This window comes from Chamaesiphon sp. VAR_48_metabat_403 (genome assembly GCF_031422475.1).
Taxonomy (GTDB): domain Bacteria; phylum Cyanobacteriota; class Cyanobacteriia; order Cyanobacteriales; family Chamaesiphonaceae; genus Chamaesiphon.
This window is the reverse complement of the sequence record NZ_JANPLS010000313.1, coordinates 1-11,953: the sequence shown is the minus strand read 5'-3', so window position 1 is coordinate 11,953 and position 11,953 is coordinate 1. Positions and strand designations below refer to the sequence as shown.

Genomic DNA, 11,953 nt, shown 5'->3' with positions numbered 1-11,953 from the left:
GGTTGTCAAGATTAAAAGCAATTAATTTCGATCGAATAAATGGTAATTTCATACTAAGAAACAACCACATTCATCTAAAAACCGATTGCTTTAGACATTGACAAATTCATTCCCAAAGGGGATGAATCAGCCCTGCCTTTTTAAGGGGGTTGGCAGGGTGGTTTCATACACCAGAAGAAAAATCCCTCAGTCCACTTCAGTGGACTTTTGCTATTAGCCCGCACTTCAGTCGCGGGTGGTTGAGAGCGAAGCAAATAGGTTAATGCATTTTTATTTGCTTGTATGAAACCACCCTGCCTTTTTAAGGGGGTTGGGGGGATTTAGATCTACGCTTTTCAGACACCCTCTAATAGTTTAGAGTTATTTGAATAACATTCGAGTTGGTAGTGACATGATATTTTCAACCAGCGGATAGAATTTCATCAGCGGTTAAATTCAGAAATATACCCTGAAATTCTAACTTGTCGCTACCCCGATAAACTTGCTCTTGATATCCGGCTGATGTTAATGTCAAGACCATAATTTCTTTCACATGTGGATCGATAATCCAATAGGTAAGAATATCTCGGTTGAGGTACTGCGATCGTTTAGCAATATAATCTCTGTCTCGTTGTAGATTGCCGTGGCTCACTACTTCTACAACTAAATCTGGTGGTGCCATACTCAATCTAATTGTATTGCGAGAACGTAATTGTTCGATGTGTTCTGATTTGATAATTGTCAGATCGGGATAACGATTGCGAGGTTCTCCATTTACTTCCAATTCTAATCCATGTCCGCGTACTCGTAAGTAACCAACGATTGGTAGAAAAGCAGCCAATAAAAAGTTAGCAATTCCGATATTAAATCCTGACTCTGGTGGCACTTCAATTAATTCTCCATTGAATAATTCATACAAACGATTGTTATCGTCTGTATAGTCTAAATATTCCTCAAAAGATTCAAAGCGAGGATGCGTCACTACTGCGGTTGATAAGATCGTCATGGCACTCCGGCAATGTCTAGGACTATTTTTATTGTAGCAACTACGCCTCGAGATCGAGAGTAGGAGCAGATTCTCCGTAAGCGCAAAGCGCAGGCTACGCCAACGCGCAGCGTTCCGCAGGAATGGGAGAGGCAAAGCAGGGATCGAATGTCCGTTTAGGGATAGTGTGTCCGTTTAAGGATAGACAAACTGCTGAAAACTCATCTACGATACAGCAGTTGATAATAATTCTTATTTAAAATGCAGATTCAATTCGCTTGGCGTAGACACAACTTTCGTCAGTACATCTGGAGCGAATCGCTGAGTTTCCGGCTGGGATTAGCTGTAGCTGCGGTACTAATTGCTCTACCGCTCCAGGTACAAGCTCAAAATATAGATCGATCTTCCAGTTCTAACACTACCAGTATTACCAATGTTCGCAATAGTCGGCAACTACTAGCCCAAGCCGATAGCGCATCGCTTAATATCACTGGCATCAAGCTCAACCCCAGAGGTAGCGGAATTGAAGTATTCCTAGAAACTGCGGGCAAAATTGCGGCTCCAGCTCCCCAGATCGTTGGGAATTTGCTTTATTTCGATCTGCCCAATGCAACTATCGCTCAACCATTTCGTGCTGCCAATCCTACTGAGGGAATCGAGAGTGTCTCTGTCACTCAGATGAACTCAGGCTATGTCCGCATCACGGTAATTGGCACTAATGGGGCACCCCAAGCAACGGTGATTGCTGGCGTGGCTGGGGCGAATCCCGATCCTGTCGCCCAGACAGGCGAACCAGAAATAGAAATTAACGTTACTGGATTGCGAAACCAACGGGGATATAAAATACCCAATGCTGCCACGGCTACAGGCACAAATACGCCGATTATCGAAACACCCTTTTCAGTCCAGGCGATTCCCAAAGAGCTGATTCGCGACAGGCAGAGTAGAGATGTTAAAGATGCGCTGACTAATGTGAGCGGCGTTAACTACAATGGAGATGTCCAAAGTCGCAGTGGGGGCACGTTTAGCATTCGCGGCTTCTCTGGAGTGGCAACTTTGCGGGATGGATTCAGGCAATTTGGGACTGGTGAGGGACAGACCCAACCAGCTAGCGAAATTGCTAATTTAGAGCAAGTTGAAGTCCTCAAAGGGCCAGCCTCAATTTTGTATGGCGCAATCGAGCCAGGTGGACTAATTAACCTTGTTAGCAAGAAACCATTATCTACGCCATTTTATGAAGTAGAAGTTAACGGTGGCAGTAGGAATTTAATTAGCCCCCGGTTTGATGTTTCTGGCCCCTTAACCGCTGATGGCAAGGTACTTTATCGCGTCAATGGACTGTATCAAAGCATCAACAGCGTGCGGAATCTTACTCAACCCGACCAGAAAAGCTTTATTGCCCCGACCATTGCCTGGAAAGTTGGCGATAAGACCGATCTGAGTATTTCCGCAGAATATCTCGACTCCAATCGTCCTGCCGATTTTGGATTACCCGCAGTGGGGACGAGTGTAGCCAATGTACCACGCGATCGCATTATTACCGAACCGACAGATCGAGTCACCAATCAATCCTTGAATATCGGTTACAGTTTAGACCATCAGTTTAGCGACAACTGGAAACTCCGCAATGCTTTTCGCTATGCTTCAAATCAGTATGCTTTTAATGTTGTCGCCTTGCCGCTGGGTTTCGATGAGACCACAAATACCGTCAACCGTTTTTTCGCCACTCAAGAGGCTCAGACCAACGACTATACCTTTCAAACCAATTTAACTGGTGAATTTGCCACGGGGGATATCAAGCACAAACTGTTAGTCGGTGCCGATTATGTCCGTCGAGAGAGCCGACTTTTTTCAAGTCTTGGCGACCCCACCACACTCGACCTATTTAATCCAGTCTACGGAGTAGTTAAACCGAATAAAGCCGACCTCCCTGGCTTTGGCGGCGATAGTACTCGCGGTAATAGTTTCGGATTTTTCGTCCAAGACCAAGTTGAGGTCGTCAAAAATTTAAAACTTCTAGCTGGAGTCCGTTATGATACGCTCTCGCAAACTACTACTAATATTCCTGGTGTGGCAACCGAAGCTGGAGAAACTAGCTTAACTGCCAGTGCTATTACCCCTCGGCTCGGACTCCTCTATCAATTCAACAATCGACTCTCAGCCTACGGCAGCTACTCACAGTCTTTTCTCCCAAATTCAGGTACGACAGTATCGGGCGCAGCTCTAGAGCCACAGCGCGGTAAAGGATATGAGATTGGAGTCAAGTCTGACTTAATCGATGGCAAGCTGTTTGCAACACTGGCATATTTCGATATTTCTAAGCAAAATGTCCGCCTCACAGATCCCGCCAATCCGCTATTTTCGATTACCTCTGGCGAACAACGCAGTCGGGGAATTGAATTCGACATCGCTGGCGAACCTGCACCAGGGCTGAAGTTAGTTGCTTCTTATGCTTACACCGATGCCCAAGTTGCTGCCGATGTAGATCCGACACTCGTTGGTAAAAAATTGTTTGGGGTGCCAGAACATGCGGCGAGCTTCTGGGCAACTTACGAACTTCAGCAAGGCGAAATGAAGGGTTTAGGTTTCGGTGCGGGTCTAAATTTCAAGGGAGATCGCCAAGGTGATTTGGAGAATACTTTTCGACTGGGAAGTTATTTGACTGCGGATGCGGCACTTTTCTACAGGAAGGATGATTGGCGATTTGCACTCAATTTCAAGAATATTGGCGATGCCAAGTATGTCGAAAGTAGTTTCGGATTGCCCACATCTGCCAATAATTTTGGCGATCCATTCACTGTAGTTGCTTCTGTATCTGTGAAGTTTTAAGGCTCGATTAAATGAGCCTGGTATGAATGTAGATTGAATAATGACTTGGGATCGCCATCGCAAAGTATCGATCGAATAATAACTCAGGTTTTACCGATAATGAAACAGCTTCTATTGTCAATAATTTTAATTACTGCATCCACAATCTCTGTTGGTTGTCAACAAACACCTACTGTACCAAATACCGACGGGGTTACCAGCGGTCGTCCAATTATCGAAGCACCAACAGCATCAAGTCCTAGTCCTATTGCCAAAGTAGAAACTACTAACTCTAACTTTGATGAGTCAATGTATGCGTTTGCCAATCCAGAAATAACAGCACTAATCAAACAAGGAAAATATAAATCGGGACTAGAACACTATACCAAAGTTGGACAGTCTGCTAAGAAACCTGACGGGGAATCCTATGAGAGTTTCTTTACGGGAACGAGTGGTAATGACACTATTACTGCCTTTGGAACTGGAAAACACGCTCATTTAATTGGGGTAAAATTTGAAATTGTCTCTAAACCAGGAGTCAAAATTCCGCTCCGCCCTCAAAGTACCGGACAGGGAGAGTCCGATATTTTGATTGGGACTAAAGAGGGCGTAAATGAATTTATCTTGGGTAGTTTTATTACTGAATTAAGTCCTAAAGCTGAGATTTTTTATGTGGGTAAAGGTGATGCCGATCGCGCTCTAATTCAGAATTTTACTAAATCGAGAGATTCGATTATGCTGGCGGGAGATCCTAAACAGTACAAATTTGAATCTGCCCAAGGAAATCTCCGCATCTCGACTACTGCCGGAGATTTAGTTGCGATCGTTGAAGGAGTAGATAAGTTAACTCCAGGTGATATTTCTAAGGAGATGGGTATATTTATTTTGAAATAAAAATAGAAATTCAACCATAGAAATAAAAAAATATAATCTTGCTCGATAAACTCCAAACTATTAATCTGGCATCGGAGCAAAGCTGCTAGATATAGCCTAATTTTTCGAGCTTTGTTAGGACTTTTATCGTACTTTGGGCGATCGTTTCCCGATCGGTTTGACATTCGACATCTGGCTGTAGCGGTACCTCATAAGCGGCATCGATGCCAGTGAAGTTCTCGATTAGGCCAGCTCTGGCTTGTTCATATAAACCTTTGACATCTCGCCATTCGCAAACTGCCACGGGTGCATTCACATAAACCTCGATAAAATCTCCAATTTTGCGCCGTAATTCTTGGCGAATTTCGCGATAAGGCGAAATTGTAGAAACCAAGACAATCACCCCATTTTTAGTCAAAAGATGAGCGACAAAACCAATCCGTCGCATATTCTCAATTCGATCGATAGCACTAAAACCCAATCCCCGGCAGAGGGTTTGACGCAGCTCGTCGCCATCGAGTAATTCTACACTCGCAGCGGCAATTTTTAGCTCTCGATCGACCGCATTCGCGATCGTGGTTTTTCCCGCTCCACTCAAACCTGTAAACCAAACTGTTACGCCACGTTGTTGGTTCATCTAACCTCGACGATACCAAGCAGCCAGTCGGGTGGGGGAAATACCGATCGTATAGCCAAATACGATCGCTTGATTGATTAACGTCGTTTTCCAGACTCCCCGCTTCAGCCAGCGACGTGCCGAAGTCAGCACAGGTGCGGATAGGATCTCAATTCTGCCTCGGTGTTGCAGGCGACGAATAAGTTCGTAATCTTCCATAATTGGCATTTCTACAAAGCCGCCGATGTCCCAAAATGTCGCCGCCATCAAGAAAATCGCCTGATCGCCGTAGGGCATTTGTCGCCATTGAGATCGCCATGCTACCAGTCGTTCGATCGATCTCAAGATTGGGAGCGGATCGTCGATGTGCAGGGTAAAAGCTCCAGCAACAGGGCTAGGGGTTTCTCTGCTCAACGGTGCCTGTAAGGTCGATCGCACCATTGTCTCGAAGCCTAATGGCAAAAAGGTATCCGCATGGAGAAACAGCAGGATTTCGCCCGTTGCTGCCTTAGCTCCGGCATTCATTTGAGCGGCGCGTCCTGGGGGTGATGATAATACTTTAACATCGAAGTTTTGGGCGATCGCGACAGTATCGTCGATCGAACCACCATCGACGAGGATGACTTCTAGATTGGGCAGGTTATGAATGCACTCCAGCACTTTGGCGATCGATCGAGCTTCATTAAGTGCGGGAATGACGATCGACATTCTGGCACCCAATCCCAATTTCGTCAACCGGGGGATATCTTCGGGGCGATCGATATCGGCTAAAGTGGAGACAAAACCAGTAGCTAAATTCCGGCGGTTGGCAATGTCGATCGTTTGCTGGCATACTCGATCGGTACTCCAGTCGATATCGACAAATAATTCGGGCTGGGGCTGACGCATCCCGATCAGATAATAGCCGCCATCTTGGGCTGCACCTAAAACTAGATCTCGACTTTGCAGTAGTTCAAATGCCCGATCGAGAATGTTTGCTGTTAATTCGGGGCAATCGGTACCAATTAATACTACACGTTCGGCTCCTGCTTGAAAAGTTTTGGAGATCGATCGATCCATCCGCACACCCAAATCGCCTGCCCCTTGAGACTCATAAACCAGATCCGCACCCAACCAATCTGCCATTGGTTGGGAATTATTACCATCGAAATGTACCTCGATCGAAATTGGTAATCGTGCGGCTAATATCCTCGCTTGGTGGATTGTATTTTCTACCATCTGACGGTGCAAATTTGCCGCCGCTACCGCACCAACGGCAGGAATCAAGCGAGTTTTGACCGCGCCAGGAGTCGGATAGCGGGTGAAAATAATTAAGGTAATAGCATTTAATCTAACTAGGGGCGATATGTCTGGCTCTCGATCCGATTCCATACTTAACTCAAACATTGATGTAGGGCAGTAGCTAAGTGCTATCCACTATCCACTAAAACACTAATAACTACGTCCCGCCAGATAAGAGATTAAGGAATTACTCTAAAGCTCAAACATTTAGCTTGTAAATATTCAGCGCGTAAAAATCGATACGACAACTCATTGACATCGCGGCGATGATTGTTATGGAGAAATTTGAAGTAGTCTTGCTGGCGAGTGGGATGTCGATCGAGATACGCAGCAATCAGCTCTAAATAGTTAATATTGGTACTCATTTAACTCTACTTCTCAGACAATAATATGGAGACCAGGTCGATTTTTTTGTCGGTGCTTTTACCGTTATCTCTATCTTATGCTGACGATCGCCTTTGCCACCTCAGCTACTCGACCTAAGCTGTGCCAAAGTTACACAGTTTTTATGCCGATCGGATCGGCGATCTCGCAAATGTCTTCAGCTATTTGACGTAAACTATCCTGCATTGCGGCTAAATCTTAAATTAACGCTCGACGCGCTCTATTTGCCTAAGTTGCTAGTTATGGGTTTTTAGTGGGATAGGTGTTAGGTTTTAGCTGTTAGGTTTTGCGGATGAAATCACGCGGAGGTTCCCTCCGCATGTGTTTCACCAAGCAAGGCTTTATCCCATCGCTAATACCCAACACCTAATACCTAATACCCAAATCTTTAACCTTGGTTATAACTAGCGACTTGGGTTATTTCGGCACGCCCAGCCACGAGCGGACTCGAAAACTGCGCTAAAATAGTCTGGCTATCATTCAATCCCAGCTAAAATATGACTCGCGCAACTATCGAAACCGCAAAAGGCACTATCAATATCCAGTTTTTTGATGCCGATGCTCCCAACACCGTCAAGAACTTTGTCGATTTAGCAGAAAAAGGTTTTTACGACGGATTGACTTTCCACCGCGTTATTAATAACTTCATGATTCAAGGTGGCTGTCCTCAGGGTACTGGTACTGGCGGCCCAGGTTATAAAATTAATTGCGAGATCAATCCCAACAAACACAAGGCAGGATCGCTCTCAATGGCACATGCAGGTAAAAATACTGGTGGCAGCCAGTTCTTTATCTGTCATTCCCCTCAGTCCCATTTAGATGGCGTACACACTGTTTTCGGTCAAACTGAAGATATGGATGTCGTCAATGCCATTAAAGGCGGCGATAAAATGTTATCTGTCAAAATTCAACACGACTAGATTGGGAGGGTAGCGGGGAGCGGGGAGTTCGGAGAATTTTGGATTTTGGATTTTGGATTGAAAATGCTCCCCTCGTCCCCTCTTCCCCCCAGCTCCCAGCTCCCAGCTCCCAGATCCCCGCTCCCATCTCCAAAAATGAGTAAAACTCGCCAGATTTCAGAAATCGGCAACCCGATTTTACGGCAACGATCGACAGCAATTACCAATCTTACCGATCCAGAACTCGATGAGACGATCGCGGATCTGATTGCGACGGCTCATGCGGCAAATGGCGTGGGTATCGCTGCGCCTCAAGTCGCGCTTTCAATGCGATTATTTATCGTTGCTTCGCGTCCGAGTCCCCGCTATCCTCACGCACCGACGATGGAACCCACAGCCATGCTTAATCCCCAAATCGTCGATCGATCTGGGGAGTTGGTTTCGGGTTGGGAAGGTTGTTTGAGCGTTCCTGGTATGCGCGGATTGGTACTGAGAGATCGAGCGATCGAGGTAAAATATCTCACCAGACATGGTGAAGCGGTACATCAAGAATTAACTGATTTTGTCGCCCGAATTTTTCAACACGAACTGGATCATTTAGATGGAATTTTATTCCCCGATCGAGTTTCCAGCCCTACAGATTTAATTACCGAAGCCGAATACATGAAAATCGCTTTCGATTAGTAAATAATTATCTCGCACCAGTACTAAAGAATCTAAACGTTACTAAAAAGCAACCAAAATTCACCGTAGCGATCGCCATTGCGCCCAATAGCAAGCCTTTACTGAACCCTTTGACTCGGCGTTTAATCGACCAGCTCAACAGCGGTAAAATATAAATAAGTTGGAACGCACCGATCGCAAATACTACCGACATAAAGATCGGTGAGAATGTATTTAACAACAACGCGATGAAGATAACTAAAATATCGATTCCAAAAACAGTAACAATGCCAGCGATCGCATCGCCGATATGAGATTTTTTTAGAATTGGGGTTTTGAGCATAACAAGATTTTTAAATAGTATCTATACGATGCCTATTTGCACTCTTACATCTCAGTGTGAGGTAGTGACATAGACTTCAATCAACTGCAACGTCTTACTAGGAATGCTGTAGAGACTGTTACTAGCGATCTTACCAGACTACACTACCAGCATCTAAAGATTTACTTAATAATCAGCTTATTTGCCTAAATTTCGTTTGAGGTTTTCTAGCTCTTCATCCTCCTCCCACCTCCGAAATTGCGCCTCTAGCGGGTCGGCAAGATCGCGGCTACTTGTATAATTATTTGCCGATCCCCAACTGCTAGTACTGCTCTGAGCGGCGACCCGATCGCGATTAGCTTGAGCTTGAGCGGTAGCAGCTTTGGCTTTGACTTCAACCCGGCGGGTTTTAATCGTTGCTAATAGCTCTTGTGCTTGGGTTATCCGCTCTTTTAAGCCTTTCATTTTGCCCCAGAGCTGATTTCCTTGGGGTAAGAGGGCGTTGACCCGCTCTTGGGCGGGTGTCGCGAGATCTGTGCGTCCAGCGGCGGTGGCTCTCTGGACGCGATCGTACCAATTTTTAATTTCTTGCGCGGTATTGAGAATTTCTTGCTCGGTGAGTTTTTCTTGCGCTTTTAAGTCCACAATTAGCTGCATAGTATCAGTTTCTTGTTGGGCTAGTTGTTCGCCAATTACCTGTAGTTCTAGGTGCGGATTTTTAATCAAAAAGTCATCGATCTGACTTTCTAAGAACCGCTTCATGTCTTCGATTAGACCCATGTTTTCTAAGTAAGAAGTAAGGAGTAATGAAAATCCCCTCCAAGGAGCGAAAAGTGCGTTCTTGGGGCGCGAGCTTTGTGGGGGAAGCTTCCCCCACAAACGTCGCTTGTTTCCCCAAGTAAAGCACCTTTTCAAGAGAGGGGTGCCCGTTGGCGAAGCCTTTCCGAAGGAATTAGGGCGGGGTGGGTAGATCTTCGCTAAAATCTAAAGCCTAAAACCTAAAACTTCTGACCGATATCGATCGAGCGAATTTCGCCGCCTTTTCTTTTGATGGTGACTTCGCGTTTGGATACAGCTAATAAAGACCAGTTGCTGGTGCCGATTTTTTGACCGAGATTGACTGTTTTATTTTGACGATCGATTTTGAACACAGCTCCCGGACGCTTGCCATCGGGCACTGTTTTGACTAAAGCAATCGGGGTTTGGAGCAGAGTGGGCGTAGTTTTAGCTGCAACGACGGCGGTTTTGGCGGGAATTTTGGTGGCGGGAACTGTCGGATTGGTGGTAAAGGGGATAGCTTGGCTAGTTGGCGCAATGTTAACGGGATTGGTAACTGGTGTAGTTGGCGCGGCGGCTATTGGAGCGGGTGCCTCTATTTTGGCGATCGATTGGCGCATATAGTCGGCAAACTTGGCATCTGCGGGGGAAACCCGTGGCGATTGGAAGGGAATCCAGCTCATATCGATATTTTGGGGAATTGCGATTTTTTGCTCGCGTACCAGCCAAGTGCCGATGCCACCAGCCGCAGTCGCGGTTATCCCGATGCCGATAAAAGCTTTGAGCCACATCGGCATCGATCGTTTTGGCTTGGGTGTGGCGGCTGGGGGTGCTTCGATCCCGATCGATCCTGCGGCGGGGGCAAATTGCGCTTGTGGCGGCAGAGAGTAACGATCGTCGGTATATGCCGGATTGGGTGAGTAAGCATTGCTTCGATCCAAACGCGCTGTGGCTGCGGCAGAATTATCGGTACTCAGATCGTCGCTGAGTAATTCATCGATATCGGCAAATAGTCGATCCATCGATCGATCGGCGTGAGCGTTGACTTTGGCGAGGATGTCGCGATTTTGGGGTGACTCGGATTGGGGGATTGCGGGATTGCTATCGCTCATTGGTTAGGAAGGGGGATTAGGGATTAGGGATTAGTTTACCGCAATCTATTTCTTCTCGTGGGGATGAAATTACTGCATTCGATCGATCGTCCGGTATTGAATTGCTTCGGCGATATGTGCGGGTTCGATATTATCGGCATCTGCTAAATCGGCAATCGTTCTGGCGACTTTAATAATTCGATCGCTGGCTCTAGCCGACAATCCTAATTTCCGAATGGCAGTTTCTAATAGTTGCCGACAGTTATCGTCGAGCGGGCACCAGGTTCGCAATTCTTTACTTTGCATTTGGGCATTACAGACAATGCTTGGTACCGCTGCAAATCTTTGACTGGCTTTATCGCGGGCGGCTTGGACGCGGGGGCGAACTGTCGCTGAATTTTCGCCTGTGGGTCGATCGGTAATCTCTGCTGGTTTGAGCCGATTTACCGCCACCTGGAGGTCGATTCGATCCATCAGGGGGCCAGAAAGCTTTGCCCAATATTGCTCGCGTTGACGGGGATTACAGGTACAAGCTTGAATTGTATCTCCATAGTAACCGCAGGGGCATGGGTTGGTACTGGCGACGAGGGTAAATTGGGCGGGGAAGGAGACAGACTGACGGGTACGGGAGATGGTGACGTGTCCATCTTCTAGCGGTTGACGAAGAAATTCCAGCACATCGCGCTTAAATTCGGTCAGTTCGTCGAGAAATAATACGCCGCGATGGGCGAGGGAAATTTCGCCAGGACGCGGAAAACTCCCGCCACCGACTAGCGCGGGGCCAGATGCCGAATGATGTGGGCTACGATAAGGCCTGTCGCAGACTAAAGATCCGCGTTCTTTGAGTAAGCCAGCGACGGAATGAATTTGGGTGACTTCTAGTGCTTCGGCAAAGCTCAACGGCGGGAGGATACCGGGTAACCTTCTGGCTAGCATCGTTTTACCGCTCCCTGGGGGGCCGACAAAAATTAGATTGTGCCCACCTGCTGCGGCAATTTCTAGGGCGCGACGGGCGTGGGCTTGACCTTTGACATCGTGCAAATCGGCACAATCTAGCTGCGGTTGGACTAATTTGCCTGTAATATCTACCTTGACTGGCTCGAATCCTTCAGGGTGATTCAGAAAAGCGACAACTTCGGCCAGATCGTTTAAACCATACACCTGTAAACCCTGGACGACAGCCGCTTCGTAAGCATTCGCCGCTGGTACTACCAATCCGGTAATCCCCATTTTCTGCGCTGCTGCCGCGATCGATAGCACCCCTGTAACCGCCCG

At 46.7% G+C, this 11,953-nt stretch carries 12 protein-coding genes; 4 read left to right on the top strand and 8 right to left on the bottom strand.

Annotated elements, in window-relative coordinates:
* Positions 1-400: 400 nt before the first annotated feature.
* Positions 401-985 (bottom strand): Uma2 family endonuclease, encoded by a 585-nt coding sequence (locus RMO79_RS14990; RefSeq protein WP_310483980.1) that lies wholly within the window; start codon positions 983-985, stop codon positions 401-403.
* Positions 986-1,225: 240 nt separating this feature from the next.
* Here RMO79_RS14990 and RMO79_RS14985 point away from each other — a divergent pair, with 240 nt between their 5' ends.
* Entirely contained in the window at positions 1,226-3,793 is a 2,568-nt protein-coding gene (locus tag RMO79_RS14985) for a TonB-dependent siderophore receptor (protein ID WP_310483979.1), read from the top strand.
* Positions 3,794-3,892: 99 nt separating this feature from the next.
* Complete coding sequence (locus tag RMO79_RS14980; RefSeq protein WP_310483978.1) at positions 3,893-4,666, top strand: hypothetical protein; 774 nt, start codon at positions 3,893-3,895, stop codon at positions 4,664-4,666.
* Positions 4,667-4,751: 85 nt separating this feature from the next.
* Here the strand turns inward: RMO79_RS14980 and cysC are convergent, their stop codons facing one another.
* The 3 genes from cysC to RMO79_RS14965 all read right to left on the bottom strand — a co-directional run bounded on the left by cysC (position 4,752) and on the right by RMO79_RS14965 (position 6,907).
* Entirely contained in the window at positions 4,752-5,282 is a 531-nt protein-coding gene (gene cysC, locus RMO79_RS14975; RefSeq protein ID WP_310483977.1) for an adenylyl-sulfate kinase, read from the bottom strand.
* Entirely contained in the window at positions 5,283-6,647 is a 1,365-nt protein-coding gene (locus RMO79_RS14970; protein ID WP_310483976.1) for a TIGR04283 family arsenosugar biosynthesis glycosyltransferase, read from the bottom strand.
* A 74-nt stretch (positions 6,648-6,721) separates the two neighbouring features.
* Complete coding sequence (locus tag RMO79_RS14965) at positions 6,722-6,907, bottom strand: hypothetical protein (protein WP_310483975.1); 186 nt, start codon at positions 6,905-6,907, stop codon at positions 6,722-6,724.
* Between the two features lie 516 nt (positions 6,908-7,423).
* Between RMO79_RS14965 and RMO79_RS14960 the strand changes: the two genes are divergently transcribed.
* On the top strand, positions 7,424-7,846 hold the full coding sequence (locus RMO79_RS14960; RefSeq protein ID WP_310483974.1) for a peptidylprolyl isomerase: 423 nt from the start codon (positions 7,424-7,426) through the stop codon (positions 7,844-7,846).
* Positions 7,847-7,981: 135 nt separating this feature from the next.
* Positions 7,982-8,509: a peptide deformylase gene (def, locus tag RMO79_RS14955; RefSeq protein WP_310483973.1), complete on the top strand. Its 528-nt coding sequence runs from the start codon at positions 7,982-7,984 to the stop codon at positions 8,507-8,509.
* A 7-nt stretch (positions 8,510-8,516) separates the two neighbouring features.
* Here def and RMO79_RS14950 read toward each other — a convergent pair whose 3' ends face one another.
* From RMO79_RS14950 to RMO79_RS14935, 4 genes are all read right to left on the bottom strand, one after another.
* Complete coding sequence (locus tag RMO79_RS14950) at positions 8,517-8,831, bottom strand: hypothetical protein (RefSeq protein WP_310483972.1); 315 nt, start codon at positions 8,829-8,831, stop codon at positions 8,517-8,519.
* 177 nt (positions 8,832-9,008) lie between these two features.
* Positions 9,009-9,590 carry a TIGR04376 family protein gene (locus RMO79_RS14945; protein WP_310483971.1) on the bottom strand — a complete coding sequence of 194 codons (582 nt, stop codon included), beginning with the start codon at positions 9,588-9,590 and terminating at the stop codon, positions 9,009-9,011.
* 218 nt (positions 9,591-9,808) lie between these two features.
* Positions 9,809-10,699 carry a hypothetical protein gene (locus tag RMO79_RS14940; protein WP_310483970.1) on the bottom strand — a complete coding sequence of 297 codons (891 nt, stop codon included), beginning with the start codon at positions 10,697-10,699 and terminating at the stop codon, positions 9,809-9,811.
* 69 nt (positions 10,700-10,768) lie between these two features.
* Positions 10,769-11,953 (bottom strand): YifB family Mg chelatase-like AAA ATPase (locus tag RMO79_RS14935; RefSeq protein ID WP_310483969.1); only part of this gene is annotated, 1,185 nt, incomplete at its 5' end.

Excerpts from the sequence above, each read along its gene's own strand:
- RMO79_RS14990 (WP_310483980.1), bottom strand. The coding sequence starts at position 985 with ATGACGATCTTATCAACCGCAGTAGTGACGCATCCTCGCTTTGAATCT.
- RMO79_RS14985 (WP_310483979.1), top strand. The coding sequence starts at position 1,226 with ATGCAGATTCAATTCGCTTGGCGTAGACACAACTTTCGTCAGTACATC.
- RMO79_RS14980 (WP_310483978.1), top strand. The coding sequence starts at position 3,893 with ATGAAACAGCTTCTATTGTCAATAATTTTAATTACTGCATCCACAATC.
- cysC (WP_310483977.1), bottom strand. The coding sequence starts at position 5,282 with ATGAACCAACAACGTGGCGTAACAGTTTGGTTTACAGGTTTGAGTGGA.
- RMO79_RS14970 (WP_310483976.1), bottom strand. The coding sequence starts at position 6,647 with ATGTTTGAGTTAAGTATGGAATCGGATCGAGAGCCAGACATATCGCCC.
- RMO79_RS14965 (WP_310483975.1), bottom strand. The coding sequence starts at position 6,907 with ATGAGTACCAATATTAACTATTTAGAGCTGATTGCTGCGTATCTCGAT.
- RMO79_RS14960 (WP_310483974.1), top strand. The coding sequence starts at position 7,424 with ATGACTCGCGCAACTATCGAAACCGCAAAAGGCACTATCAATATCCAG.
- def (WP_310483973.1), top strand. The coding sequence starts at position 7,982 with ATGAGTAAAACTCGCCAGATTTCAGAAATCGGCAACCCGATTTTACGG.
- RMO79_RS14950 (WP_310483972.1), bottom strand. The coding sequence starts at position 8,831 with ATGCTCAAAACCCCAATTCTAAAAAAATCTCATATCGGCGATGCGATC.
- RMO79_RS14945 (WP_310483971.1), bottom strand. The coding sequence starts at position 9,590 with ATGGGTCTAATCGAAGACATGAAGCGGTTCTTAGAAAGTCAGATCGAT.
- RMO79_RS14940 (WP_310483970.1), bottom strand. The coding sequence starts at position 10,699 with ATGAGCGATAGCAATCCCGCAATCCCCCAATCCGAGTCACCCCAAAAT.